The organism is Formivibrio citricus, assembly GCF_900115065.1.
GTDB classification, from domain to species: Bacteria; Pseudomonadota; Gammaproteobacteria; order Burkholderiales; family Chitinibacteraceae; genus Formivibrio; species Formivibrio citricus.
In genome coordinates, this window is record NZ_FOVE01000005.1 from 81,838 (window position 1) to 108,756 (window position 26,919).

Sequence of the window (26,919 nt, forward strand, 5' to 3'; positions counted from 1 at the left end):
TTATTTCGTACCCAAGAGGGAGATGACACCCTTCTGGGTCTGCACCAGCCACTGGCCATTTACCACTTGCGGGGCTGCGACAACGGCACCACGGGTCGCGTGCCGGGCAACAAAACTGCCATCTTCCGTATTGAGTACATGGAGATATCCAGCCTGATCGCCAACCATCAGGTTGCGACCGATAACCGCCGGTCCGCTTACACCGCGGCCGTAGAGTTTTTCCTGGCGCCAGAGATTGCGACCGCTGCTGCGCTCGTAAGCCACCACATAACCCTTGTCGTCGGTCACATAAACCGCTTTGTTGTCCATAAAGAGACCGTTCCAGCTCGATACTTCGCGCGACCAAACCAGGCTACCGCTCTGGGTGTTGAAACAACTCAAGCGCCCCTGGTAGGCGACGGCACAAACCATGGAACCATCCACCACCGGCGCAGCTACGACGTCAGCCACACGCTCCACCTCGGAAGCGCCGCGCGGTTGCGCTACCGCAGCCTCCCACAGCACCCGGCCTTCACGCAGCGAAAGCACGACCAGCTTGCCGCCGGCTTGACCATAGTAGACCAGGTCGCCAACCACGACGGGAGCCGCAAAGTTGCGCAAAACCAATGCAGGTTGCTGACGGGAATAAGTCCACTTGAGCGCGCCATCCGCAGCGGCAAATGCCGTCAGGCGGCCATCGCCGCTACGCACCAGCACCAAGCCGCCCGCGATGACCGGCGGAGCCATGATCTCGCTGGATGTACGTGCCTGCCAAACCTGCTTGCCCTGAAGATCGAAAGCCAGCACTTCGCCCTTGACCGTACCGGCCACCAGCAACTTCTCGCCCAGCCCTACGCCGCCGGCAGCCGGATTCGGCAGGGTTGCGCTCCAGCGCTCTGCCCCGGTCGCCAGATTCAACAGGGAAACCTTCTTCTCGCCGTTTTGCACGGCAACCAGTTCACCAAACAGTGCCGGCTGAAGGCGCGCGCTGGCAGCACTTCCCAGTGACTGCCGCCAGGCTTCGGTCAACGTGAACTTGTTCTGCACAACAGGAAGCGGCGAAGGAACAGGCACATTGCTTTTCGGTCCGCACCCGGCCAGCAGGGCGGCCAGCAAGGCGCCGGCAAATAGCGAGGAAGTTTTCATGTCAGCGGCTCCCGAGCGATTCCAGCTTCATCTCGACGAACTTGTAATTCGGCGCATCTTTCTTCAACTTGGCCAAGGACTGCTTGTAGGCCTCCTGTGCGCCAGCGATATCGTTCTTGAGCGCAAGCACGTCGCCGCGCGTTTCGGCAAACATCGCGCCGAAGCTTTGCTCCTCGGGCGACTTGAGTTGCGCCAGTGCCTCGTCGAGCTTGTTCTCGTCCATCAGGACATTGGCCAAGCGGATTCGCGCCATGTCACGCAGACTGGCTTCGCGGGCATTGCTCACCACCCACTCCAACTCAGTTTTCGCCCCTGCCAAATCTTTCTTTGCGAACGCAGCGCCAGCGGCCAGCAACGCAGCTCGTGCCGCATAGGCAGTGCGCACATAGTCCTTTTTCAGTTCGGCAACCGGCGCCTTGAGTTTTTCCGTATCGCCACCGGCTTTTTCAGCCTTGGCATAGACCGCAGCCGCATTGAGCGAGCGGCTCTTTTCCCATGTCTGCCAACCCTTCGAGCCGGCAAAGGCCACCGCCCCGACAACCAGCGCCAGCGCGATATAACGGCCGTAGTCGTGCCAAAAGGCCTTGAGTTCAGCGATCTGTTCCTGTTCCTGCAAATCGAATGCCATTGCGGCTTACCCCCGTTTGGTTATCGTCATGCACGGCTCAGCCGCGCAGGTATTGTGCTATCTCGGCCAGTGGCAGCACGCTCTGCTGCCCTGCACCCTCACCCGTCAGGCGCTTGACCGCAGCCGTGCCGCTGGCGGCTTCCTCTTCACCGATGATGATGGCAAAGCGCGCCCCGCTGGCATCGGCCTTCTTGAACTGCGTCTTGAAGCTGCCACCACCGCAATGCAGCACGGCTTTCAACCCCGCAGTCCGCAAGGAGCAAGCCAATTTGAATGCCTGATGCGCCGCTCCTTCGCCCTGATGCACGACGTAGGCATCCGGCACATCCGCCGGAATCGTCACACCTTGGGCTTCCATCAACAGCAGGATGCGTTCGATGCCGATTGCATAGCCCACGCCGGGACAAGGTTTGCCGCCCAATTGTTCGACGAGGCCATCATAACGCCCGCCAGCTGCAACCGTGGCTTGCGCACCCAACTGGTCAGTCGTCCACTCGAACACGGTACGGTTATAGTAATCGAGACCGCGCACCAGCCGCGGGTTCAGCTTGTACGAAATCCCCGCATCATCCAGCAAGGCGCAGACGGCGTCAAAGTGCGCGCGCGATTCCGCCCCCAGGAAGTCCGTGAGCTTGGGCGCCTTTTCGGCCATTTCCTGCATGGCGGGGTTCTTGGTATCCAGCACGCGCAAGGGATTGGCGTACATGCGGCGCTTGCCGTCCTCGTCGAGGATGTCCTGATGTTCTTCCAGATAGGCGATGAGTTCGGCACGGTGCTCGGCGCGCTCGGCCGGATCGCCGAGGGTGTTTATTTCCAGCGTCATGCCGGTCAAACCCAGGCGGCACCAAAGATCGGACAGCATCACGATCATCTCGGCATCGATATCCGGGCTAAAGAACCCGAAAGCTTCCACGCCAAGCTGGTGGAACTGGCGATATCGGCCTTTTTGCGGGCGCTCGTGACGGAACATCGGGCCGGAGTACCACAGGCGCTGGGTCTGGTTGTAGAGGAGGCCGTGCTCGATACAAGCACGTACGCACCCTGCAGTGCCTTCCGGACGCAGGGTCAGTTGCTCGCCGTTGAGGCTGTCCTCGAACGTGTACATTTCCTTCTCGACAATGTCGGTATGCTCGCCGACACCGCGCACGAAGAGCGGGGTCGGCTCGACGATGGGTGTGCGCACCTGCTTGTAGCCATGCGCCGCGAGCCATTCGCGGCTGACCGCTTCGAAGTGGAGCCAGGCCGGGGATGCATCCGGCAGCACATCGTTCATGCCGCGGACGCCTTGGATCATCTTGGTCATTGTTCGGTTCAGATTTTCTTGAGTGGAATGGTTGCAGTTTCACGCCGCTTGGGGCCACCCTCGGCGTAGCGGGTTTTAACATAATCATCGACGATGGCCTGGAACTCCTCAGCCACTCGCTCGCCCTTGAGTGTCACGGTCTTTTCACCATCGACGTACACCGGGCAAACCGGCACCTCGCCCGTGCCGGGCAGGCTGATGCCGATGTCGGCAAGCTTGGATTCACCCGGCCCGTTAACCACGCAGCCCATAACGGCCACCTTGAGGTCTTCCACGCCGGGGTATTGCAGGCGCCAAAGCGGCATCTGCGTGCGCAGATAGGTCTGGATACTCTGAGCGAGCTCCTGAAATACGGTCGAAGTGGTACGACCGCAGCCGGGACAGGCCGTAACCAGCGGCGTAAACGAGCGCAGGCCCATGGTCTGCAATATTTCCTGCGCCACGATCACTTCACGAGTACGGTCACCGCCCGGCTCAGGCGTCAGCGAAACGCGGATCGTGTCGCCGATGCCTTCTTGAAGCAGGACAGCCAGCGCCGCGGTCGAAGCCACGATACCCTTGCTGCCCATGCCGGCTTCGGTCAGCCCCAGATGCAGCGCGTATCGGCAACGCTTCGCGAGTTCGCGATAGACAGCAATCAGATCCTGCACATGCGAAACTTTGCACGACAGGATGATCTGCTCGGGACGCATACCCCAGCCGACGGCCTGTTCGGCCGAATCGAGCGCCGAGCGGATCAGGGCCTCGCGCATCACGGCCTCGACCGGTAGTGGTTCGGCAAGCTTTGCATTGTCATCCATCAGCTTGACGACTAGCGACTGATCGAGCGAGCCCCAGTTCACGCCGATACGGACGGGCTTGTTGTGCTTGATTGCCTGCTCAATCATGAAACCGAATTTCTCGTCGCGCTTGGTGCCCTTGCCAACGTTACCGGGATTGATACGGTACTTGGCCAGCGCCTGCGCGCACTCCGGATAATCGCGCAGCAGACGGTCGCCATTGAAATGGAAATCACCCACCAGCGGCACGTCGCAGCCCATTTGATCGAGCCGGCTGCGGATATTGGCCACCTGCGCGGCGGCTTCGGGGCTGTTGACCGTGATGCGCACGATCTCGGAACCAGCCTGCCAAAGCTCGTAAACCTGTTTGACCGTTGCCTCAAGATCGGCGGTATCGGTATTGGTCATGGACTGCACAAGCACCGGGTGTTCGCTACCGACCAGAAACTGGCCGATGCGTACCTGATGCGTGGCGCGGCGGGGAATCGGGGAAAAAGTCATGACGGTCCGTTACTTGAGTTCCAGCGTTGCCACGTCGGCACGCGTATGCGGTTCCAGATCCACGCGCTGGCCGCGGTAATAAAGTTGCGTTTTCGGCGCGTTACCGATCTTGATCCGTAGCGGTGGGCGGCCTGTCGCCGAGCGTTCGCCACGTGGCGCCACGAGTTGTTCGATCAGGACACGGCCGTCGGCATCAACCACCTGAACCCAGCTGCTCGACTCTGTCGTCTGCACCCGGATCAACTCGCCGGCGGTTGCCTCAGTTACCGCGGCAGTATTCTTGTCTTCAACAGGAGCGGAAGCCGGCAAGGCCGGCGGTGCCGGAATATCGGCAGCAGGAACGGAAGCAGCCTGCAGCGGAACGACTGGTGAAGCAACAGGAATTGCGCTTGATTGAACAGGGGACTCAATGCTCCCGCGTTCCTGGAAGCGTGTGGCATCGCTCACAGCCACTTCCGGCGCGGCAGGTTTCTGGAGATACCAGAACACCCCCCCTACTCCGGCCAGCACGCCAAGAACCACAAATACCCAGACCAACCAGGAAGAACCTGTCCGGCCCACCTCCATGCCTTTTTCATAGGCCGTGGCCTCGCTGACCGGCGGCATGGCGATTTGGACCCGCTCCTGCGGCAGCGTTTGGGCAAGCTGCTCCAGCAGCAATTGGGGGTCGAGATCCAGACAGCGGGCATAGTTGCGCACAAAACCGCGAATGAAGGTATTACCCGGCAAGGAAGCAAAATCATCAGCCTCGAGCGCCATTATCTGGCGCTGTGAAAGCTTCAATTTTTCCGCCACTTCCGCCACAGACAAACCTTTGGCTTCGCGTGCTGCTCTGAGCATTGCGCCGGAGGAAAGCGGTGCCGGCTCGGCATCTTGTTGAGTTGAAATATCCGTCATGATTCTTCTGGTTAGTATTGACCGGCAAGCAGGCGCGAAGCCTCAAGCGATTCCGGGTACAGGCGACGCAGTTGATCCGCATACTGCAACTCCCCCGGTCTATTGCCCAGTTTGCGCTCCACCCGAACGCCCAGCCACAGCACTTCCACCGGCGCCGGATTCTGTATTTTGACCAGTTCCATCAAATAGCGGCGGGACTCGGGGAGTTTTCCCTGGGCCAGCAGGATATTGGCCAACGACAGTTTGGCCAGGGCATTCTCGGGGCGATAACGCAAAGCACGTTCGAAATATCCTTGCGCTTCCTTCTGCTGACCGGCCTTTTCCGCACACACGCCAGCCGCTACGAGCGTTTTGTCGGGTACTGGATACAGTGGATTTTTCAGGGCGGCCATGTATTCGGCAATACCGGCCGAGGTCTCTCCGCGCTCGCACAGGAAATAGCCGTAATTGTGATGAATATCGGAATCAGCGGGCGCCAAAGCGGATGCCTGGCGGAAATAATCGCGCGCAGCGGAGTCCTCGCGCAGCTCCATGTTGATCAATGCCAGCATATTGTAGGCCGGAGCATATTTCGGATCGGCCACCACCGCTTTTCTGGCTTCTTCCATCGCCACGCCGAACTGGCGGCGCTTGAAATATTCCGCAGCCAGCTGGGTACGGATGTTGGCCCGTTCCTCAGACGACGTTTCCGCCTGTGCTGCCGGCAGCACAGCTGTCAGCGCCAGCATGGTCAACATCAATCGTTGCATCCATTTCATCATTCATTCCCTCTGCATCTTCAGGCTGATGGTCTGCACATCGCCCTCACGTCGTTCGCGGCGGCGAGTTCGATCCTGAACCTTGCCGGCCAGTTGCCCGCACGCCGCATCGATATCGTCACCCCGCACCTTGCGCACGGTCACGACATAGCCTGCTTCGATCAGAATTTCACGGAAAGCAAGGATAGCATCCTTGCCCGAACGCCGGTAAGGTGAACCCGGGAACGGATTGAATGGAATCAGGTTGAACTTGCACGACACATTGCGCACCAGGCGCGCCAGCTCCCGTGCATGCTCCGGCTGATCATTAACACCCGCCAGCAGGATGTATTCAAAAGTGATGAAATCGCGCGGCGCCTTCTCCAGGTAGCGCTGACAGGCAGCCAGCAACTCCTTGAGCGGATATTTTTTGTTGATCGGCACGATTTCATCGCGAATGCGGTCATTGGGCGCATGCAGGCTGACCGCAAGTGCAACAGGGCAATCTTCGCGCAGGCGATCCATCGCCGGCACCAGCCCCGATGTTGACAGCGTCACGCGCCGGCGAGACAGCCCGTAGGCATTGTCGTCCAGCATCAGCTTCAGCGCAGGGACGACGTTATCGTAGTTGGCGAGCGGCTCGCCCATGCCCATCAGAACCACATTGGAAACGATCCGGCCGTCTTCGTTGACCGGGGTTCCCAAGCGTGCAGCTTCTGCATTCAGCCGGTTATTGGCCCACCAGAGCTGGCCGATGATCTCGCCCGTGGTCAGATTTCGATTGAACCCCTGCTGCGCCGTGGAACAGAAAGCGCAATCGAGCGCGCACCCCACCTGACTGGAAACACAAAGCGTTCCCCGGTCATCTTCGGGGATGAACACCGTTTCGACGCCGTTGGCCGCCCCGACATCCAGCAGCCACTTGTGTGTACCGTCAGCGGCCACCTGCTCTGCCAGCAAGCCGGGAATCGCCACCTCGGCAGTTTCAGAGAGTTTCTGGCGGAAAGACTTGGCGATATCGGTCATGGCCGAGAAGTCGGCCTCGCCGCGTTGATGGACCCACTTCAGCAGTTGTTTGGCGCGAAACGGCTTCTCGCCCATGCCGGCCACGAAGCGGGTCAGCGCATCGGCATCGAAATCGAGCAAATTGACGAGACTCACCGGGAATACACCTCGCTCTGCGGGAAGAACCAGGCAATCTCGATTGCGGCATTTTCCGGGCTGTCGGAACCATGCACGGCATTGGCTTCGATAGAAGAAGCAAAATCTGCACGCAGCGTGCCGGCTGCCGCCTTCTGCGGATCGGTCGCGCCCATCAGCTCGCGGTTCTTGAGAATCGCGTTTTCGCCTTCCAGCACCTGAATCATCACCGGCCCGGAAGTCATGAACTCAACCAGGCTGTCAAAAAATGGTTTGCCCCGGTGCACGGCGTAAAAGCCTTCTGCCTCTGCCCGGGAAAGGTGTTTCATCCGGGCTGCAACAACGCGCAAACCGTTGGTTTCAAAACGGTCATAAATCTTGCCGACCAGATTTCTGGCCACAGCATCGGGTTTGACAATGGAAAGGGTTCGTTCGATTGTCATGTCGCGCTCCGGGTCATTTGTGCATGCAATGCAGGTCGTTTGACACGCCAAGCCGCTAGTCCAGCTATACTTGGCAGGTTTCTTGCGGCATCATCCGCAAGCTAACCGTCGATTATATACCAAACCACCCGCAAAGCCCGATGAACGACGCACTCGACCCTATCTTGCAACAGGAAGAACAACGCCGCCTTCGCACCCAGCTGATCTGGCGGCTGGGTATCGCTGTTGCACTGGTCGCCGGCGTTCTGGGTGTTTTGGCATGGCTCGACCAAGGCAAGGAAGCGCCGACCAAGATGACGGTCGCACAGCCGCGCGACGTACGAATCGCCCCCCGAGCCTCCGTGGCCGCTTCTGCACCCACTGCATCCGCGCCAATTGCAGCCGCGACAGCATCCACTCCGCAAGCCTCTGCACCGATCGCAGAAGCTTCAAAACCGGTTTCCCCGGTTCCAGCAGCCGCCAGCGCACCGGAGCCCGCAGCACAGACATCCCGGCCTCAGGTCGGTCAACCCACCCCCCCCCCTTTCAAGACCCCCGCCGTTTCCGCACCGGCAAAGCCCGTTCCTCCCGGCACCGCTCGTTCCGCGCCACCGACGGAAGCCGTTAAACCCTTTTCGCCGGCCAAACCCGAAATACAGACACAAGGCACCGCCCGCCCCCTGCCGGAAAAGCAGGCACCGCGAGCAGGCGAACCCGCCGTCCGTTATCCCGCACCCGTCTCCACTCCCAATGGCTACACGGTTCAGGCTGGCGTATTCCTGCACTCTTCGAATGCGGAAAAATTATTGAAGCAGTTGCAAACGACAGGCGTTCCTGCTTACCTGGAAACCCGCGTGCAAATCGGCCCCTTCCGCAACAAGGCCGAGGCTGAAGCTGCAGTGCGCAAACTGCGGCAGGCCGGCATCGCACCTGTCCTGAAAACGAATTGACCCCGCAACCACCCAGAGACACACAAAAACAACGGCATTATTACCAATCGGCTCTTGCTCATTTTTCGACCATGCCTGCCATCGCGGATAAGGGTTTTCCAGTATAATTCCGCGTTCTGCCGAACAACTGCACCAGCCAACTGGTATTTACGAGCATGTCCGACAACACCCTGACCGCCGCCCCGACCACGGATTACTATTACGAAGGGGTTCCAGACTACATGACCGAAGTATACGACTGGGCCTACGTCAACCCCGAGCGTGTGCGCCAGCTCGACCACAACATCGTGGTCAAGACGCTACTGTTCTGCAACGACCAGCGCCTCATGCGCGCCTATCTCAGGGAAATCGAACCCGGGATGCGTGTCTGGCAGGTTGCCCACGTCTACGGTGACCTGGTTCGCCGTGCGGCAGAAAAAGCCGGCCCGCAGGGTGCATTCCACCTTACCGACATCACCCCGATCCAGGTCGAGCATGGCAAGAGAAAGCTGGCCGGTCTCCCTTGGGCCAAGGTTATCCGCCACGATGCAGGCACCTTTGTCGGCGAAGACGGCGATTACGACCTGATCTGCAGCTTCTTCCTGCTGCACGAAGTACCCGACGAGAAAAAACGTCAGATACTGAACAATCTGCTCGCCAGACTTCCGAAGGGGGGAAAGCTCGTGTTGGTCGATTACCATCGCCCGGCTTGGTGGCAACCCATTCGCCTGATCCTCAAGGTAGTCAACGCTTGGCTGGAACCGTTCGCGCAAGCCGTTTGGGATCACGAGCTATCCCATTTCGCAGACATGGCCGATGACTTCGACTGGAAAAAGCGTACGATTTTTGGCGGCGTCTATCAGATTGTCACCGTGCAGCACAAGCAGTAACCGGCACTCCGATACTGCTCCGCTCCACAAAACCCCGCCTCCTTTCAAGGCGGGGTTTTTGCATGAATTTACACAGTTGGCTGTTGCGCTTGCTTTTTGAATTCGCGAATCATGCTTTGTCATCCCGGCACAAGCCAAACATTGACCGGATCAATAATGAACAGCAGCAGTTTTACGCCTAACATCAAATTTTCAGGGCGTTACTGAACAAAGGGGTCGACCTTGCTTGCCACCAACCGCAAACTCGAACTTTCCGCCGTTCTGCAGGAACTGGTGGCAGACAAATTGCTTTCCGCCAAGGATGCGGAAAAAGCCCAGCCCCCAAGCAACCGCAAAGGGCAGGAAATACACCCATTGGTGGTCATCGGCAACGCCCGCTTGGTCGACCAGCGCAACCCGCAGAAATTCCTTTCGACCGAAGCGCTGACCGAATGGCTGGCCGGCAAGGCCGGGCTGCCTTATTTCCACATCGACCCGCTGAAAATCGACGTCGCCAGCGTCTGCGATGCATTTTCGTACGCCTATGCAACGCGTTTCCGCATCCTGCCGGTTGCAGTCGCTGCGAACGAAATCACGGTCGCAACCGCCGAGCCTTTCGAGCGGGAATGGCAGGCCGAACTGGAACGCGCCCTGCGCCTGCGAATTCATGCAGTCGTGGCCAACCCGCTCGACATCGTTCGCTATCTTGCCGAGTTCTACAATCTGGCACGCTCCGTACGTCATGCACTCGACACCCACCGCTCTCTGCCGACGGGCATCACCAATTACGAGCAGTTGGTCAAACTGGGCAAGACCGGATCGATCGACGCCAACGACCAGGCCATCGTCACCATCGTGGACTGGCTGCTGCAATACGCTTTCGAACAACGCGCCAGCGACATTCACATCGAACCGCGGCGCGATATCTGTCTGGTGCGTTTTCGCATCGACGGCATCATGCATCTGGTCTACCAGACCCCCATGCCAGTCATGGCTGCCATCACCAACCGTATCAAGCTTTTGGCGCGCATGGATGTAACCGAGAAACGCCGACCGCAGGACGGACGCATCAAAACCCAGTCGCCTGCAGGCGAAGAAATCGAACTGCGTCTTTCCTGCATGCCAACCGCTTTCGGCGAAAAACTGGTATTGCGTATCTTCAACCCGGACGTTCTGCTGCGCAGCTTCAACGAACTTGGGTTCACAGACGATGAATTGCGCCAGTGGCAGGAACTTTCCCATCGTCCGCACGGCATTGTCCTGGTTACCGGACCGACAGGCTCCGGCAAGACCACGACCCTCTATTCCACGCTGCGCGAACTTGCGACACCGGAAGTCAACGTCTGCACGGTGGAAGACCCGATCGAAATGGTTTACCCGCACCTCAACCAGATGCAGGTGCAGCACAACATCGGCCTCGATTTCGCCAGTGGCATCCGTACCCTGCTGCGCCAGGATCCCGACATCGTCATGGTGGGTGAAATCCGCGATCTGGAAACCGCGGAAATGGCCATCCAGGCCGCGCTGACCGGCCACCTGGTATTTTCCACGCTGCACACCAACGATTCGGCCTCGGCCATCACCCGCATGCTGGATCTGGGCGTACCTGCCTACCTGATCCGCGCCACGGTACTCGGCGTCATGGCGCAACGGCTTGCGCGCACCGTCTGTCCGCATTGCAAGAAGATGGAAGAAACCGTACCGCAAGTCTGGAATGACCTGATCAGGCCCTGGAAAGCGCCGGCTCCAGCCAAGACCGCCACCCCGGTTGGCTGTCTGGAATGCCGCATGACAGGCTACCTTGGGCGCGTCGGCATCTATGAAATGCTGGTCATGACCCCGGCCCTGCGCGAACTGGTCGTCGAAGGACTGGACTCGGCCAAACTGCGCGATGCAGCCGTCAAGGAAGGAATGCGCCCCCTGCGCATTGCCGGTGCCTGCAAGGTTGCCGAAGGATTGACCACACCGGAAGAAATCGCCCGCAACACCCCGCCTGCGGACGGAAGATGAACGACGACGCAACAATGCAAGACCGGTCAGCAGCCTATACTGACTCCATGCATGGAGGTGTTCCACAATGAGGCTTGCTTCTCCGGCACCGCTTGGCCAGTTCAGCGCTTTCCTCGCGCGCCTTGCAGCGCTCGTGGTGCTGGCGTTTTGCCTTCAGGGCGTTTACGCCGCAGAAGCACAGCCTCCGGCGCAGGACAAAAGCCTCAACCGAGAAGTTGCCACCGACAAGGCAACACCACCGGCTTCGGGCAAGTCCAGCGCGGTAAAGAACGTCGCGCGCGCCGAATCCGAGTTCGACATGGACAAGGCCAGCGCTTCCAGCCGGGACAAATACCGCGACGTCCTGTTCGCCAGCCAGCTTGCCGTCATCGTTCTGACCGCGCTTTGCTGGCTTTTCTTTGCAATCAATCGCCGGCTGAAAACCGAAATCCAGGCCAAGGAAGCCTTGTCCGAAGAATTGCGCAAGGCAGGGCAGGAATATGAGGCCTTGCTGGATTCCGCTCCCTTCCCCGTCGTCGTCACCAGCCTACAGGATGGCCGGATCGAATACGTCAACACAAGAGCCGCCGAACTCTATGGCGCGCCGAAGGAAAACCTGATCGGCCATCCGGCGGCTGATTCCTATACCAACCCGCGGCAGCGCGAGGAAGTCATCGGACACGTCAAGCGCGACGGGAAACTCATCGATTTCGAAGCCGAACTGGAAAACCTGTACGGAGAAAGAAGGCAGGTGCTGCTTTCCTGTATCCAGACCACGATGCGCAACAAGCCGGTCATCCTCACCGCTTTCAGCGACATCACTTCGCTCAAGCAGGCCAAACAGGAAATCATCAACCGGGAATGGCAACTGCGCAGCGTGATCGAGAATGCGCCGATTCCGATCGTTATCTGCCAGATCGAAACCCATCTGTTCCACTATATCAACCAGCGTGCCGCTACCATTCTGGGGCTGACCCAGGACGAAGCCACAGGCCGTTCCTTTGCCGATTATTTTGTCAACCTGGCCGACCTTGAGCTTCTGGAATCCAGAAGAGGTGCCCATGATGGCATCCGTGACATCGAAGCGCGGTTGATCAACGAGCCCGGCATCCCCTTCTGGGCGCTGATTTCCAGCCAGATCGGCGAAATGGATGGAAAAAAACTGGCGTTTTATTCCTTCAGCGACATTTCGCTGCAGAAAAAAGCCGAAGAAAGCATCACCCAAAGCGAACAGGAGCTGCGCCGCCTGCTGGATTTTGCGCCGACACCGATTCTGATCATTCATCTCACGGACAATCGCGTGCTTTACGCCAACCGGCTTGCCGGGGAGCAGACCGGCATTGATGCAGAACATCCCGAGAATGAAACGGTTGCAAATTACTGCGAAACCGGCGAACTGGAAAGACTGTCCGGACTGCTGCAAAAAGACGGTTTCGTATCGGGATTTGAAACCCGCATTTACCCCAGAAGGGGCGCCCCCTTCTGGGTGCTCATGACGGTGGGGCGAACCCGCTTCCAGCTCCAACAGGCCCTGATCGTGGCTTTTTCCAACATCGACGAACGCAAGCGCATGGAGGAAATCCTGCGCGAAAGCGAAGAGCGCCTGCGCTTTATCGCTGACAACACCGCCGACGTCATCTGGCAGATGGACCGCGATTTCAACATCCTCTACATCAACGAATCGGACGAAAAACTGCGCGGCTTCCCCCGCGAGCAGGTTGTCGGCCAGCCGGCCAGCACGCTGTTTACGCCGGAATACGCCGAATACTATGTCGCGCTGGGCAATGAACGCATGCGGCAAGAGAACGAAGGGATCATCACCGGAACCTACACTTACCAAGCCCAACAGATCCGGGCCGACGGCACCAGCATCTGGGTCGAGGTCGTATCCACGCCGCAGCGCAACGAACAGGGCGAAATCGTTTTCTTTACCGGCGTGACCCGCGACATCTCCGAGCGCAAGAAAGCCGAACAGACGCTCAAGGCGACCAATGCCAAGCTTTCCGAACAACTGCAACAGATCAGGGAATTGCAGGCAGCCCTGCAGGAGCAGGCCATCCGCGATCCGCTGACCGGACTGTTCAACCGGCGCTATTTTGATGAAGCAGTGGAAATGGAACTCGCCCGCGCCCAGCGCGAAGGCTATCCGGTCACGTTTGCGCTGCTCGATCTGGATCACTTCAAGCAGATCAACGATACCTACGGCCACCAGGCCGGCGACGAAGCGCTCAAGAACATGGCGAGAATCCTGCGCGAATCTTCACGCGGCAGCGATATCGCCTGCCGCTTCGGCGGTGAGGAATTCCTCTTGCTGCTGCCCAATCTCGGCCTGGAAGCGGCACACAACCGTGCCGAAGCCTGGCGCCAGCGGCTGGCGAACACCGAGATCCACTTCGGCCAGTTCAGTTTCTTCATCACGGCTTCCATCGGGCTGGCGGCCTACCCCCAGCACGGACGGCGCGCCGATGATCTGGTTCGCCAAGCCGACGAAGCGCTGTACCGGGCCAAGAGCAGTGGCCGCAACCAGGTGATTATTGCTGCCTATCCGCCCGAATCGCCGTCGGCACGGTAAAATGCACGCTTTGCATTTTCCGCCAGCGAGTTTGCCATGCCGACCTATCGTATCGCGCCCAGCCTTCTTTCCGCCGATTTCGCCCGTCTGGGCGAAGAAGTCCGCGACGTCATCGCCGCCGGGGCCGACATCATCCACTTCGACGTCATGGACAACCACTACGTCCCCAACCTGACCATCGGCCCGCTGGTCTGCGAAGCGATCCGTCCGCACACCACCGCACCCATTGACGTGCACTTGATGGTCAAACCCGTTGACCGCATCATCCCCGACTTTGCCAAGGCCGGCGCCAACATCATCACCTTCCACCCGGAAGCAAGCGAACATGTCGACCGCACCTTGGGCCTGATCCGCGATTCCGGCTGCAAGGCGGGGTTGGTGCTCAACCCGGCCACGCCGCTCAACTGCCTCGATTACGTCATGGACAAGCTCGACATCATCCTCTTGATGAGCGTCAACCCCGGCTACGGCGGCCAGTCGTTCATCCCCTCCGTCCTGGACAAGGCCCGCGCCACGCGCGCGCGCATCGACGAATACACCGCCCGCACCGGACGGGAAATCTGGCTGGAGATTGACGGCGGCGTCAAGATCGACAACATCCGTGAAATCGCCCAGGCCGGCGTGGATACCTTCGTCGCCGGTTCGGCCATTTTCGGCAAGCCCGACTACAAAACCATCATCGACCAGATGCGCAGGGAGCTCGCACAAGCATGACCATCAAAGCCATTGCCTTCGACCTCGACGGTACCATCGTCGATTCGATACCGGATCTTTCCAATGCCGCCAACCATGCCCGTGCGCACCTCGGCATGGAGCCGTTGGCCGCGAAAATCATTGAAAGCTACGTCGGGGACGGCGCCGACGTCATGGTCGCCCGCTCGCTCGCCAACGACATGAGTGCGGTCTACACCGGCACGCCGCAGCAACAGGAAGGCCTGGCCGCCTTCGACGCCCATTACCTCGAGCACCTGCACGTCAACACCCGCTTCTACGAGGGTGTGGAGCCGGTTCTGCGCGCGCTGAAGCAGCGCGGCTACCCGCTGGCGCTCGTCACCAACAAGGCCGAACGCTACACGCTGCCGCTGATCGAGCGCCTTGGCGCCAGGGAATTGTTCGACGTCGTGGTCGGCGGCGATACGCTGGCCACCCGCAAGCCGGACGCCGGCCCGCTGCTGCATGCCGCCAGCCAGTTCGGCATCGCCCCGGCCGAGCTTTTGATGGTAGGCGATTCGAAAAACGACGCGCTCACGGCCCGCAACGCCGGCTGCCCGGTCTATCTGGTGCCGCACGGCTATGCCGACCCGCGCCAGTTTGATTGCGACCGGGTTCTGCGCGATACGGCAGAGCTACTGGAACTGTTGCCGGTTACGCCTGCTTCGGCCGCTTGAATGGTTGCAGGGTGCGCCGTGCGCACCCATAGACGGGGCGGTGCGCATGGCGCACCCTACCCATAGCTACCCTCGGCTTACCCGCTTGAATCACCGTGGGCGCGTCGTGCGCACAGTGCATTTCCATGGATACAGTGGGTAGTAGGTAGCCCGGATGCAGCGTAGCGGAATCCGGGAACGCGAGTTGCGAAGACAAACCGGGGTTGCGGCAATCGCCAACGAAAGCCCCGGATTTCACGTTGTTTCATCCGGGCCACTCGCTTGAATGGTTGTAGGGTGCGCCATGCGCACCAATAGACGGGGCGGTGCGCACGGCGCACCCTACCCATAGTTATCCCTGGCGCGCCCGCTTGAACAAGCGGAAGAAATTCTCGGTGCTCGCCGCTGCGATCTCGTGCAGCGGCACGCCGCGCAGGTCGGCGATGCATTCGGCCACGTGGCGCACCAGCGCCGGGTGGTTGAGCTTGCCGCGGAACGGTACCGGCGCGAGATAAGGCGCGTCGGTTTCGATCAACAACCGGTCCAGCGGCACCCTCTTCGCCACTTCCTTGAGTTCGACGGCGCTCTTGAAGGTCACCACGCCGGAGAAGGACAAGTAGAAGCCCATTTCCAGCGACTGTTCGGCCACCGCCCATGACTCGGTAAAGCAGTGCATCACGCCGCCGACTTCGGCGGCGTTTTCTTCGCGCAGAATCAGCAAGGTATCCGCCGCCGATTCTCGGGTATGCACGATCAACGGCAAGCCGGCCTGTTTTGCGGCGCGGATGTGCGTGCGGAAACGTTCGCGCTGCCATTCGGGCTGATCTTTGTGCCAGTAGTAATCCAGCCCCGTTTCACCGATTGCGACCACTTTTTCCCATTGCGACAGCGCCAGCAGGCGCTCCAGCGTCGGCTCTTCGCCCTCGTCATGGCTCGGATGCACGCCAACCGAGGCAAACAGGTTTTCATGCTCCTCGGCTAGCGCCAGCACCTGCGGCAGGTTTTCGAGGTCTACGCCCACGCACAGCGCGTGAGTCACGCCGTTGGCTTCCATTTGCGCCAGATGCAGATCGAGATTGGCGGCAAGGTCGGGAAAATTGAGATGGCAATGCGAATCGACGAACATCATTTCGGTTCCTGAAATCAAAAGGCCGCACGATCGTGCGGCCTGTTACTTTGCTGCATATGGATCCGGCCGGATTTTGTTTGCACTCGTCACCTCGGCGCTGGCCAGGGTTCAGTGGTTTGAAACGGCTTCGTCGCTGGATACCGGCCTGCGCCGGTATGACGGCAAAAATTCAAACTTCACTTGGCTCGAATCGATAAGGTCACATGGTGTGCGTGGCGCGACCGGATTGTAAATATCCGCCCAGCAAGCCCTCGATCTTGTTGCGCGCCTGCTGTCCGGCCTCGTTGCCGGAAAACTGTACGCCGATGCCCTGCTGGTGATTGTTGTGCGCACCGGCCGGCGTTACCCAGACCACATGCCCGGATACGGCGATCTTGGCCGGATCGTCGAGCAGGGAAAGCAGCATGAATACTTCGTCGCCCAGGTTGTAGTGCTTGTTGGTCGGGATAAAAATACCGCCGCCCTTGATGAAGGGCATGTACGACGCATACAACGCGGCTTTCTCGCGGATATTCAGCGAAAGCACACCGGGGCGGCTCACCGCCGCCTGCTTGGGAATTTCAGCCATGTCCCGTTCCGCGCGGCTTGCCGCGCAATGCCTCCAGATAACCGAACAACAGGGATTCGAACACCAGCCGCTGGTTGAGCGGGTGATGCGCCAGGCGCCGCGATTCCTTCAGGCCATCAAGGAAACCCAGCAGGTTGCCGGCACGGCTTGCCAGCCGTGCAAGATCGTCGCGCCAATCCGGATAATAGCGGATTCTGCCGGACAACCCCAAGGCGATCAGGTCATGCACCCATTTTTGCAGCCAGTCGACCACCAGTCCGGTATCGAGCTTGGCTTTTTCGAGCTCCGCCGCCACGCCCAGGACATCCAGCGCGGCCGGGTTGGCGATATGCCCCAGGAACGCTGTACGCAACGGCAACCACTCGGCGCGGGCATCGTCCAGCGCCGCCAGCGGTGCGCCGCCCGTATGCGCAAGATGCTGCACCGGATTGACCACGCCGTGGCCGGCCAGCCAGTCAGCGGCAACAGCCGCAGCCGGCGTAGGCACGGGAAATACGCGGCAACGACTACGAATGGTCGGCAGCAAGCGGCGCCAGTGATGCGAAACCAGGATGAAGGTCACGCCCTGCGGCGGTTCTTCGAGCATCTTGAGAAACGCGTTGGCTGCCGAGGTATTCATCGCCTCCGCCGGTTCGACGAGCACAACCTTCGATCCGCCGCGATGCGGGGTCAGGTTGACGAAGTCGACGAGTTCGCGGATGCCCTCCACCTTGATCAGCGGCAATTTGCGCTTGGTCTTGGCCTCCTCGCCCTCGCCGGCATCGGACTGGTCTTCGGGGGTCAGCAGGCGGAAATCAGGGTGGTTGCCGGCCAGGAACCAGCGGCAGCCATCGCATTCTCCGCACGGGGTGTGGTCCGGTTTGCGGGCTTCGCAAAGCAGGTATTGCGCCAGAAATTCGGCAAGGCGGCGCTTGCCGATGCCCGGCTCTCCGGTGATCAGCAGCGCATGCGGCAACCGCTCCCAGCCGCGCACCAGTTGCTTCCAGGAAGGGGCAAGCCAGGGATAGAAGGAGTGGGTCATGCCAGCCATGACTCCAGCAAAGCGGACAGATCGGCACGGATTGCATCCAGGCTGCGCGTGGAATCCACCACCCGAATCCGGCCATTCGACGCTTGCGCACGGGCCAGGTAGGCGGCACGCACCCGCTCGTGAAAATCCGCCGCTTCGAGCTCGAAACGATCCAGCTCGCGGCCGTTGGCCAGGCGCGCCTGACTCACGGAAAGCGGCACGTCGAAGAGCAGGGTCAGATCGGGTTGCAGCATGGTTGCGCCCTCGCCCTGCACCCAGTGTTCCAGCGTCTGCAACTTCTCAAGCACCAGACCGCGACCGCCGCCCTGATAGGCAAAACTCGCATCGGTGAAACGGTCGGAAACCACCCACTCGCCGCGCGCCAGCGCCGGTTCGATGACACGCGCGATATGCTCGCGGCGCGCGGCGAACATCAGCAGCGCCTCGGTTTCAAGATGCATGGGTTCGTTGAGCAGTAACTCCCGCAGCTTCTCGCCCAAGGGCGTACCGCCCGGCTCGCGCGTTACCACCAAGGGAACGCCACGCTCGCGCAACCGATCCGCCAGCCAGGCGAGATGGGTGCTCTTGCCGGCGCCATCCAGCCCTTCCAGGGAAACGAAGCGGCCACGCCGAGGATTTTGTTCTGTCATGCTGACTACCGATTGAAGGATGGGCGGATTTTCTCACACGCCAGCGTGGTACGCAGCAGACATGTGGGGGTTCAACAGCATCCACCCTCACCCCACCCCTCTCCCTACCAGGGAGAGGGAGCTGGTGCAGTGGAGGTGCGATGCGGTCAACTTACAAATTTTCCTCGCCCAGCGCTTCTTCCGTGAGTAACGGCGTCTTTTCGTCCTCGTCCAGGCGCACCTGTTCGATGCGGGTGAACTGGCGCGAAATCTTCTCGCTGGTGGTGGCCACCTGCTGCACGTCGTCGTTGGCCTGGCGGATGTGGGTGGCCAGTTTCTTCATCCGGTCGTCGAAGCGGGCGAATTCCTGCCCCAGCTTGCCGAGCGCTTCCTTGATGATGTGCACCTGGCGGCGGGTTTCCACGTCCTTGATCACGGCGCGCGCGGTGTTGAGCACGGCCATCAGCGTGGTCGGGGAAACGATCCAGACCCGGCGGCTGTGCGCATGCTGCACCAACTCCGGGTGGTAGGCATGGATTTCGGCGAACACGGCTTCGGCCGGGACGAACATCACCGCTCCGTCCGCCGTCACGTTGGGGATGATGTACTTGCTGGCGATGTCGTCGATATGCTTTTTCACGTCGGCCTTGAAGGCGCGCGTGGCCGCGACCTTGTCGCCGGCCGGGTCGAACATGCGGTGGTAGTTTTCCAGCGGGAACTTCGAATCGACGGCGACCGTTCCGGTGGGCTCGGGCAGTTTCAGCAGGCAATCGACCCGCACGCCGCCCGGCAAGGTAGCCTGCAATTCGTAGACCTGCGCCGGCAAAACGTTGCTGACGAGATGCTCCAGTTGAACTTCCCCGAACGCGCCGCGCGAGCGCTTGTCTCCCAGCAATTCCTGCAGGCTGACCACGTTGGTCGTCAGGCCGTCGATCTTCTTCTGCGCCTCGTCGATCGTCGCCAGGCGCGCCATGACGCTGGCAAAGGTCTCGTTGGTCTTTTTAAAACCTTCGTCGAGGCGCTCGGTCACCTTGCCGGAAATCTCGGCCAGACGGCCGTCCGCGGTCTGGGTCAGCTCGGCCACGCGCGCGCTCAGTTGCTGCGTGGACTGGTTGAGCGCGCTCTGCAGCAGATCCATCTCGCGCTTGGATTGCTCGGCCAGCATCTGCGCCAGCTTGAGCAGCACGTCCTCGCGCAGCGCATCCTGCTTGCCGCGCAAATCGGCTGAGATTTCGGCCAACTGTTTTGCCTCGTGCTCGCGCGATTCGGACAGAGTGGTGGACAGCGTCAGGCGCAGGCCGGAAAGGCTTTCAGCCTGCGAGGCTTGCAGGCGCTCCAACACGTTGCGGGTTTCCTTGAGTTCGGCCGCGACACTGCCGCGCAGGCGGTCGAACGATTCGTTCATGCTGTCGCGCAGGCGCTCGCCCGAGCGGGTCAGCGCCTCGTGCAGCAGGTTGCCGTGCTGGGTCAGCGCCGCATGCGTGCTTTCAGTTTGGCGCGACAGGCCATCGTGCAGCGCCGCCAGCATGGCGCGGTGCCGTTCCTCCATTTCCTGCCCCAGGAGTTCCAGCGTTTGCCGCTGCGCGGTTGTCAGGGCCTGCAGACGCAGCGCCACCCAGAAGCCGGCCAGCAACACGACCAGGATGGTAAGACCAAAAAGCAGTTCCAGCATGGGGTGTTCCTTTTTTTGTACTGGCGGAATTGTAGGCGACTAATCCGGCGAAGCCTATAATCGGCATCATGAAACCTGCCCTCCGAACTTTTCTTGCCCTCCTGCTTTGCATTTCGAGCCTGCCCGCCATGGGTGCGGAGCGGCAAAGCATGGCCGCCGTCCGGAAAAACGTGCAATCCTGGCTGGACCAGGCGCTGGCCAATTCGCCGGGGACGCCCTCATACAAGATCGGCGAGACGGACAGCCGCTTGCGGCTCGATGCCTGCCAGGACATGCAGATCAGCTTGCCCACCGGCTATCGGCTTCTGGGCAAGACCATGGTGCGCGTGCAGTGCATCAGCGGCGCGTCCTGGTCGTTTTCCATTCCGATCCAGGTATCGATCAACGCCACCTACTATGCAGCGGCGCGTCCGCTGGCTGCGGGGCAGGAAATCCGCGAAGGCGATCTGGCGCCGCAACAGGGCGATCTGGCCGCCCTGCCCGGCTCGGTGGTTCTCGATCCTTCCCGCGCCATCGGGCGCACGCTGAATTCCCCCGTCGCAGCCGGCAACCCGTTGCGCCAGGAAATGCTGCGCGCCCAGATAGTCATCCGCCAGCATCAAAAGGTTCGCCTGATTTTCCGCAGCGGGGACATAGAGGTCGTGAACGAGGGAACGGCGCTGGGCAATGCCGCCGAAGGCCAGCCGGTGCGCGTCAAGGTCAGCAACGGCCAGACGGTTCAGGGCATCGCGCGCGCCGATGGCTCGGTTGATATGGGGCGTTGATACGCAAGGAATCTTGCGGTTCTGTCATAAAACAGTATTGTTCAAATCCACCTTTGGCAAAGGCTATCTCCCAAAGTTGTATTGCAAGCCGCAAGCTTGATTGGTTATGCCGGAATCAGGCTCGTCATACCGGCGAAAGCCGGTATCCAGGCAGCAATCTGAGCAAAACCTCTGGATTCCGGCCTACGCCGGAATGACGAAGCAGGTTGCAACACGGTTCTGGTACAGAGCTGCCGTACCCGTCTAGCAGCCGCTGACGGGTTAAAACCCGTCCTACATTAAAGCGGCTTCGTTGCTGGATACCGGCCTACACCGGTATGACGACAAAAATTCAAACATCACTTATCAAACATTCACGACCGTTCCTTCGAACGGTTCTTCGCCTTCTTCCCCGCCGCCAGCGATTTTCTGATGTCCACCCACTCGGCCAGCCGTGCAGCCACCCGCTGGTTGATGCTTCCCGACGGGTAGTTGCCCTTGCTGTCGGCTTCCCCAGCCGGCAGGCCGGTCAACAGGGCAACCGCCTGATCGACGTTTTCCACCGCGTAAATATGGAAGTGCCCGGCCTGCGCTGCGGCGACCACATCCCAGCGCAGCATGAGATGCTTGACGTTGGCGGCGGGGATCAACACCCCCTGCTCGCCGGTCAGCCCGCGCGCTACGCAGATATCGAAAAAGCCCTCGATCTTTTCGTTGACCGCGCCGATGGCCTGCGCCTGGCCTAGCTGGTTGACCGATCCGGTGATCGCGAACGATTGCTTGATCGGCACGTTGGCAAGGCGCGAGAGCAGCACGCACAGTTCGGCCATCGAGGCACTATCGCCGTCGATCATCCCGTAGGACTGCTCGAATACGAGGCTCGCGGAAAACGCCAGCGGCCGGCTTTGCCCGTAGCGCGCGGCAAGGAAGGCGGAAAGGATCAGCACGCCCTTGGAGTGGATGGCGCCCGAGAGCTTGACCTCGCGCTCGATGTTGACGAGGTCGCCCTCGCCCAGCCGCGCGGTCGCGGTAATCCGCGTCGGCATGGCAAAGGCGAAATCGCCGAGCGAGAGCACCGAGAGCGCATTGATCTGCCCCGTCACCGCGCCCTGCGTATCGATCATCAGCGTGCCGCGCAGGATTTCCTCGTGCAGGCGCGAGCGCAGCCGGTCCTGGCGGTGGATCTGGGTATCGATGGCCTGCTGCACGTCCGCCGCGCCGATAACCGCACGCCCGGCTTCGTGCGCCCAGTAATCGGATTCGCGCAAGAGATCGGCCACGCTGCGCATGTGGGTGGACAGCCGCTCCGAATCGCCGACAAGGCGCGCGCCGTACTCGATCACCCGTGCCACCGCGCCGCGGTCCAGCGGGCGCAGTTTTTCCTTGCGGCACAGCGTGGCCACGAGGCGCGCATACAGCATGTGGCTGTCCGGATTGCGCTCGATGCGTTCCTCGAAATCCGCCACCACCTTGAACAGCTCGCCGAAATCCGGATCGTATTGCTCCAGCAGGTAATACAGCAGCCGGTCGCCGAACAGGACGATTTTCACGTCGAGCGGAATCGGCTCGGGCTCCAGCGAAACCGTGCTCACGATGCTCAGCATCTGGCCCAGCGATTCGATGCGGATTTCGCGCGTTTGCAGCGCCCGCTTCAAGCCTTCCCATGCGAAAGGCTGCATCAGCACCTTGCGGATATCGAGCAGCAGGTAGCCGCCGTTGGCTTGGTGCAAGGCGCCCGGCTTGATCAGCGTGAAGTCGGTCACCAGCGCGCCCATCTGGGAAATGTGCTCGACCCGCCCGACCAGGTTGCTGTAGCTCGGGCTATCCTCGCTGACGATGGGCGCGCCGTGCTTCTGCCCGTCGGTCACGAGCACGTTCACCTCGTAGCGGTGGAAAGCATGGTGCGCCATCTCGCCTGTGTTGGCCGATTCCTCCTGCTTGCGGAAGTCGTCGCCGTGCTCGACCATGTTCTGCTGCACCACGTCCAGGTATTTGAGTACTTCCGGCAGTCCGGCATAGTCTTCGCGCAGGTCGTTGATGAGGTGTTCGACCACGGACAGCATCGTTTCGCGGTTGAGCTGCTTCACCCGCTCGCTGCGCGCCTTGCGCCATTGCGGAATCTGCCGCAGGATTTTCGCCAGGCGGTCCTGCAACTCCGAGATGACCGTTGCCAGCCGGCGTTTTTCCTTCTCGGGCAGTTTTTCGTATTCCTCCTGCGGAATCACCTCATGATCGCGCGTCGGCGCGAAGGCGAACCCGTCGGGCGTGCGCAGCAGCGCAACGCCCTTGGCATCGGCATCCTCGCCCAGCGCCTTGAACGTCTCTTCCTGCTGCCGGCTGTATTCGTCCTGGATCGCGGTGATCTTGGTGCGGTATTCCTCGCTGTCGAACGAAGCAGGAATCGCCGTGCGCAGGTAATCGACCAGCCGCTCCATGTCGCGCCGCAAATCAGCGCCCTTGCCGGTCGGCAGCCTGAGCGCGAGCGGCTTGTGCGGATCGGAGAAATTGTTGATGTAGCACCAGTCGAAAGGCGCGGGTTCGGACCTGGCTTTTTTCTCCAGCAACTGCTGCACCATGCTGCGCTTGCCCATCCCCGACGGCCCAAGCACGAAGAGGTTGTACCCCTCCTGCCGGATGCCGGCGCCGAAGCGCACCGCATTCATGGCGCGCGTCTGGCCGATGATCTCCGTCAAGTCTTCAAGCTCGGCGGTGGTCTGGAAACTGAACTGCAGCGGATCGCAGGGATGGTGGAGTTGTTGCGGAGCCAGCGGTGGAAGGGGTGTCATTTTTTTCTTCCCGGCAGGTGGGTTCTTCTTTCAATATAAGCAGTTGCTGCCTGCTTGCTGGAAGAAATTCGTTGCTGGCGGTGCGGGGGCGTGCTTTCCAAGCGCAGCATGGAAGGTGTAATCTTTTGTTCAGCATGTCGCGCGTCTTGGCCCTGCGGGGTTAACGGCAGTGACGTTTTATTTGAATACGCCACCAGTGGTGGCGATACCACGTTATGCATAGGATAAGAATCCGTGGCCATTTTTGATCTCTTTTCTAAGCGGCAGAAGAAACTCAGGGGTGAAATGCCGGATGTCTACCAATATTCGGATATCCCACACGCGCTTCGCGTACAGATCGTTCATATCTGGATGGACACTCTTGGCAATGCAGAAAACTATTGGAACGGCAAAGTTAACGAGGCCTACAAATTCATAGTGGATACTTTGTGTCGTGAATATGGCATTTTCAGGCTTGCCGGTGCAAAAAATTACGGAAACCGCGAGTACTTAGAAGAGTTTGTAAATGCATTCCTAAACGAAAGAGACACTGAAAAATGCCTCGACTTCATCGAACTGGCATTTAAGGTGATAGATCTCTTCACAAGGGATTACGAATACTTGCGACGAAGTCGCGCATCGCAAAAGGCAGATGAATCAATTGACGAATTAAATTCAAGATTCAAGGAGCATGGTGTAGGGTATCAATTCACCGACGGTGAAATGATCAGGGTTGATTCGGAGCTTATTCATTCCGAGGTAATAAAGCCCGCTCTTCGTCTTTTGAATCAAAAACACTATGCCGGCGCGCACGAGGAGTTTTTGAAGGCGCACGAGCACTACAGGCACGAGCGGCACAAAGAATCTCTCAACGAATGCCTAAAGTCATTCGAAAGCGTTATGAAAGCAATTTGTGACAAGAGAAGCTGGGCATATCCATCCGGAGCAACCGCGAAGGCACTAATTCAAGTTTGCCTTGACAACAACCTTATTCCATCCTTCTGGCAGCAGAGTTTTGGCTCGCTACGAAGCCTGCTCGAGAGTAGTGTCCCAACTGGACGAAACAAACTCGGCGGGCATGGTCAAGGATCAGAGTCCTTCTCTGTTCCAAGCCATCTCGTCGCGTACATGTTGCACATGACAGCAGCCTCGATCGTCTTTCTCGCAGAAGCTGAAGCGAGCATGCCGTAATGCATAACCTACAGTCGAGCGGGACAGCCAAAAGCTGCGCTTTTGGTTCCCTCCGCTTCGCTTCGGCTGCCCCTCACTTCCACGTTGAAGCTGTAAAAAACCCACCAACCTCTACCATCCCGCCGCAAGCCGGTATCCAGCAACAAAGCCACCCCGGCCTGCGCCGGGGAATCAATGGGGTCAGACTCGATTGATTTGGAGTCGCCCACCAATCTCCTCCAGCGCCTTGCCGATCCCGTCCTGCGCCGTATCGACCACGACCACCCTACCCCGTTCATCCTCGCCCAGCGCATCGGCGTTCGCCAGTTGCTGCGCGAGCACGGCGGGGTTGGCTTCCGAGGCGTCGTAGCCATGGCTGACACGCACGGCGAGGCGTTGCAGCAGCACGCTGGCCGGGGCCTGGCAATCCAGGATCAGGAACGGGATGTCTTTTGCCTGCGCCAGATCGCGGAACAACTGGCGCTGCCAGCGGAGCAGGAAGGCGGCGTCGACGATGACCGGGCAACCGGCGCTCACGATGGTTTCGGCCAGCGTCTTGAGGTATTCATAGGTCGCAGTGGTGGCTGCAGTGGTGTAGAGCCCGCCGCCGATGGCCGACCCGCTGCGCGCGAGCGGCGGCAGGCCGTGCAGGCGTTTGCGCTCCACGTCCGAGCGCAGGCAGACGGCACCGAAACTCGCCGCAAGCTGGCGTGCGGCCGTGCTCTTGCCGGAGCCGGAAAAGCCGTGCGTGACGATCACGGCGGGGGTTCGGGGCTGTAACGCCGCGGTGGCAAAGTCCAGATAGGCGCTCTGGCTGGCGTTCGCCGCCTCCCGCTCCGTGGCAGCCAGGGCCGTATCTTGCGCACGTAGCCCTGCCACCTTGGCGCGCACCAGCGCACGGTAGACCTCGTAGAAGCGCCATGTTTCAAGACCGGCGTAATCGCCGGTGATTTCCAGCCAGCCGTTGAGCAACCGCCAGGCATGGTCCGGCCGGCCGTGCACGGCGAGATCCATCGTCAGGAACGCCAGATCGTTGAACACGTCGATCCAGCGCAGCTCGTCGCTGAATTCGATGCAGTCGAAAACCAGCGGCTGGCCGTCGAAGAGCAGCATGTTGCCAAGATGCAGGTCGCCGTGGCATTCGCGCACCAGGCCCTGCGCCTTGCGCTGCCGGAACACGGGTTCAAGACGCGCGAGTTCGGCTTCGCTCCAGCGTTGCAGCTCGGCAAGCCGCAGCGGGCAGGCATCGGGCCGTTCGCGGAAAAATGCAAAGTTGGCATCGACCGGCGCGCGGATGCATTCCGGGCTGCCCCACGGGGATTGCGCATCGGCAATCGGCGCGCACTGGTGGAACCCGGCAAGCTCCGCTGCCAGCGCATCGACCTGCACTTCGCCCTGCCCGTTGCGGGCCAGGACTTGGTCGAGCAAGTCCTGCTGACTGAATTGCCGCATCTTCACGGCATATTCCAGCGCACCGTCATCCTGGCCAAAGCGTGGACTATCCGGCGCGCCACTGATGACAACCGTTTCGAGATAGAGCTGCGGCGCCAGGCGCCGATTGAGGCGCAGCTCCTCGTTGCAGTAGAAACGCCGCTTTTCGAGCGTGGTGTAATCGACAAAGCCAAGATCCACGGCTTTCTTGATCTTGTAGGCGAACGGCCCCGTCAGCAGCACGAAGGAGATATGCGTTTCGATCACGCACACCTCATCGACCGGATGCGGGTAGCAAGCCGGGTTTTTGAGCGCTTCAACAAGCTGGCGTTGTGCTGGCGGGGCGGTGCCCGATGTCATGCAGGCGCTCCTTCATCCAAAATTTTCCAAGGCGTTTTCATTAGCGAGTAGCCCGGATGAAACTACGTGAAATCCGGGGCTTTCGTTGGGGGGGCACAAACTCGGTTTGTCTTTGAACCTGTGCCCCCGGATTTCGCTGCGCTGCATCCGGACTACCCGCTTTTTCTCCCTCCCACAGACCCATC

General features: G+C 60.3%; 24 protein-coding genes. 8 read left to right on the forward strand and 16 right to left on the reverse strand.

Annotation, left to right across the window (positions count from 1 at the left end; all coding sequences use genetic code 11):
* Genes bamB through ndk form a run of 8 tightly spaced genes read right to left on the reverse strand, consistent with a single transcriptional unit; the run spans window position 1 to window position 7,553 of the window.
* On the reverse strand, window positions 1-1,125 hold the full coding sequence (gene bamB / locus BMZ36_RS04645; protein ID WP_091192012.1) for an outer membrane protein assembly factor BamB: 1,125 nt from the start codon (window positions 1,123-1,125) through the stop codon (window positions 1-3).
* Window position 1,126: 1 nt separating this feature from the next.
* The gene (locus tag BMZ36_RS04650) at window positions 1,127-1,753 is read right to left on the reverse strand and encodes a YfgM family protein (protein WP_091192015.1); all 627 of its coding nucleotides are present in this window, start codon (window positions 1,751-1,753) and stop codon (window positions 1,127-1,129) included.
* A gap of 37 nt (window positions 1,754-1,790) precedes the next feature.
* Window positions 1,791-3,056, reverse strand: coding sequence for a histidine--tRNA ligase (gene hisS, locus BMZ36_RS04655; RefSeq protein WP_091192018.1), 1,266 nt, complete (start codon window positions 3,054-3,056; stop codon window positions 1,791-1,793).
* Between the two features lie 8 nt (window positions 3,057-3,064).
* Complete coding sequence (gene ispG / locus BMZ36_RS04660; protein ID WP_091192020.1) at window positions 3,065-4,336, reverse strand: flavodoxin-dependent (E)-4-hydroxy-3-methylbut-2-enyl-diphosphate synthase; 1,272 nt, start codon at window positions 4,334-4,336, stop codon at window positions 3,065-3,067.
* A gap of 9 nt (window positions 4,337-4,345) precedes the next feature.
* Entirely contained in the window at window positions 4,346-5,233 is an 888-nt protein-coding gene (locus BMZ36_RS04665) for a RodZ domain-containing protein (protein WP_091192022.1), read from the reverse strand.
* An 11-nt stretch (window positions 5,234-5,244) separates the two neighbouring features.
* Entirely contained in the window at window positions 5,245-5,982 is a 738-nt protein-coding gene (gene pilW / locus BMZ36_RS04670; RefSeq protein WP_177187778.1) for a type IV pilus biogenesis/stability protein PilW, read from the reverse strand.
* 12 nt (window positions 5,983-5,994) lie between these two features.
* Entirely contained in the window at window positions 5,995-7,131 is a 1,137-nt protein-coding gene (gene rlmN / locus BMZ36_RS04675; RefSeq protein WP_091192027.1) for a dual-specificity RNA methyltransferase RlmN, read from the reverse strand.
* Window positions 7,128-7,553, reverse strand: coding sequence for a nucleoside-diphosphate kinase (gene ndk, locus BMZ36_RS04680; protein ID WP_091192031.1), 426 nt, complete (start codon window positions 7,551-7,553; stop codon window positions 7,128-7,130). The genes rlmN and ndk overlap by 4 nt, the downstream gene beginning before the upstream one ends.
* Window positions 7,554-7,693: 140 nt before the next feature.
* On the opposite strand from ndk, the gene BMZ36_RS04685 reads away from it, so the two are divergent.
* The 6 genes from BMZ36_RS04685 (at window position 7,694) to BMZ36_RS04710 (ending at window position 15,279) form a co-directional block, all read left to right on the forward strand.
* Window positions 7,694-8,482, forward strand: a complete 789-nt coding sequence (locus BMZ36_RS04685) for an SPOR domain-containing protein (protein WP_091192033.1) — start codon at window positions 7,694-7,696, stop codon at window positions 8,480-8,482.
* Between the two features lie 155 nt (window positions 8,483-8,637).
* Complete coding sequence (gene rquA, locus BMZ36_RS04690; protein WP_091192036.1) at window positions 8,638-9,351, forward strand: rhodoquinone biosynthesis methyltransferase RquA; 714 nt, start codon at window positions 8,638-8,640, stop codon at window positions 9,349-9,351.
* A gap of 222 nt (window positions 9,352-9,573) precedes the next feature.
* Window positions 9,574-11,340, forward strand: coding sequence for a type IV pilus assembly ATPase TfpB (tfpB, locus tag BMZ36_RS04695; protein ID WP_091192039.1), 1,767 nt, complete (start codon window positions 9,574-9,576; stop codon window positions 11,338-11,340).
* 67 nt (window positions 11,341-11,407) lie between these two features.
* Window positions 11,408-13,891, forward strand: a complete 2,484-nt coding sequence (locus BMZ36_RS04700) for a sensor domain-containing diguanylate cyclase (protein ID WP_091192042.1) — start codon at window positions 11,408-11,410, stop codon at window positions 13,889-13,891.
* Window positions 13,892-13,927: 36 nt separating this feature from the next.
* A complete protein-coding gene (gene rpe, locus BMZ36_RS04705) occupies window positions 13,928-14,605 on the forward strand; it encodes a ribulose-phosphate 3-epimerase (protein ID WP_091192044.1) in 678 nt (225 codons plus the stop codon).
* Entirely contained in the window at window positions 14,602-15,279 is a 678-nt protein-coding gene (locus BMZ36_RS04710; RefSeq protein ID WP_091192047.1) for a phosphoglycolate phosphatase, read from the forward strand. The genes rpe and BMZ36_RS04710 overlap by 4 nt, the downstream gene beginning before the upstream one ends.
* Before the next feature lie 331 nt (window positions 15,280-15,610).
* On the opposite strand, the gene BMZ36_RS04715 is transcribed toward BMZ36_RS04710, so the two are convergent.
* From BMZ36_RS04715 to BMZ36_RS04735, 5 genes are all read right to left on the reverse strand, one after another.
* Entirely contained in the window at window positions 15,611-16,384 is a 774-nt protein-coding gene (locus BMZ36_RS04715) for a TatD family hydrolase (RefSeq protein ID WP_091192252.1), read from the reverse strand.
* A 202-nt stretch (window positions 16,385-16,586) separates the two neighbouring features.
* Window positions 16,587-16,955: a PilZ domain-containing protein gene (locus BMZ36_RS04720; protein WP_091192051.1), complete on the reverse strand. Its 369-nt coding sequence runs from the start codon at window positions 16,953-16,955 to the stop codon at window positions 16,587-16,589.
* Entirely contained in the window at window positions 16,948-17,985 is a 1,038-nt protein-coding gene (holB, locus tag BMZ36_RS04725; protein ID WP_245747773.1) for a DNA polymerase III subunit delta', read from the reverse strand. Before holB ends, BMZ36_RS04720 begins: the two co-directional genes overlap by 8 nt.
* The gene (gene tmk / locus BMZ36_RS04730) at window positions 17,973-18,614 is read right to left on the reverse strand and encodes a dTMP kinase (RefSeq protein ID WP_091192057.1); all 642 of its coding nucleotides are present in this window, start codon (window positions 18,612-18,614) and stop codon (window positions 17,973-17,975) included. Before tmk ends, holB begins: the two co-directional genes overlap by 13 nt.
* A 151-nt stretch (window positions 18,615-18,765) precedes the next feature.
* On the reverse strand, window positions 18,766-20,265 hold the full coding sequence (locus tag BMZ36_RS04735; RefSeq protein ID WP_091192060.1) for a DNA recombination protein RmuC: 1,500 nt from the start codon (window positions 20,263-20,265) through the stop codon (window positions 18,766-18,768).
* Between the two features lie 149 nt (window positions 20,266-20,414).
* On the opposite strand from BMZ36_RS04735, the gene flgA reads away from it, so the two are divergent.
* Window positions 20,415-21,029, forward strand: coding sequence for a flagellar basal body P-ring formation chaperone FlgA (flgA, locus tag BMZ36_RS04740; protein WP_245747774.1), 615 nt, complete (start codon window positions 20,415-20,417; stop codon window positions 21,027-21,029).
* Between the two features lie 353 nt (window positions 21,030-21,382).
* Here the strand turns inward: flgA and BMZ36_RS04745 are convergent, their stop codons facing one another.
* Window positions 21,383-23,794: a Lon protease family protein gene (locus BMZ36_RS04745; RefSeq protein ID WP_091192065.1), complete on the reverse strand. Its 2,412-nt coding sequence runs from the start codon at window positions 23,792-23,794 to the stop codon at window positions 21,383-21,385.
* Window positions 23,791-24,036, reverse strand: a complete 246-nt coding sequence (locus BMZ36_RS14260) for a hypothetical protein (protein WP_143085970.1) — start codon at window positions 24,034-24,036, stop codon at window positions 23,791-23,793. Before BMZ36_RS14260 ends, BMZ36_RS04745 begins: the two co-directional genes overlap by 4 nt.
* On the opposite strand from BMZ36_RS14260, the gene BMZ36_RS04750 reads away from it, so the two are divergent.
* Window positions 24,029-24,964 (forward strand): abortive infection family protein, encoded by a 936-nt coding sequence (locus tag BMZ36_RS04750; protein ID WP_091192067.1) that lies wholly within the window; start codon window positions 24,029-24,031, stop codon window positions 24,962-24,964. The genes BMZ36_RS14260 and BMZ36_RS04750 overlap by 8 nt on opposite strands.
* Before the next feature lie 180 nt (window positions 24,965-25,144).
* On the opposite strand, the gene BMZ36_RS04755 is transcribed toward BMZ36_RS04750, so the two are convergent.
* A complete protein-coding gene (locus BMZ36_RS04755; protein ID WP_091192069.1) occupies window positions 25,145-26,734 on the reverse strand; it encodes a bifunctional aminoglycoside phosphotransferase/ATP-binding protein in 1,590 nt (529 codons plus the stop codon).
* Window positions 26,735-26,919 lie beyond the last annotated feature (185 nt).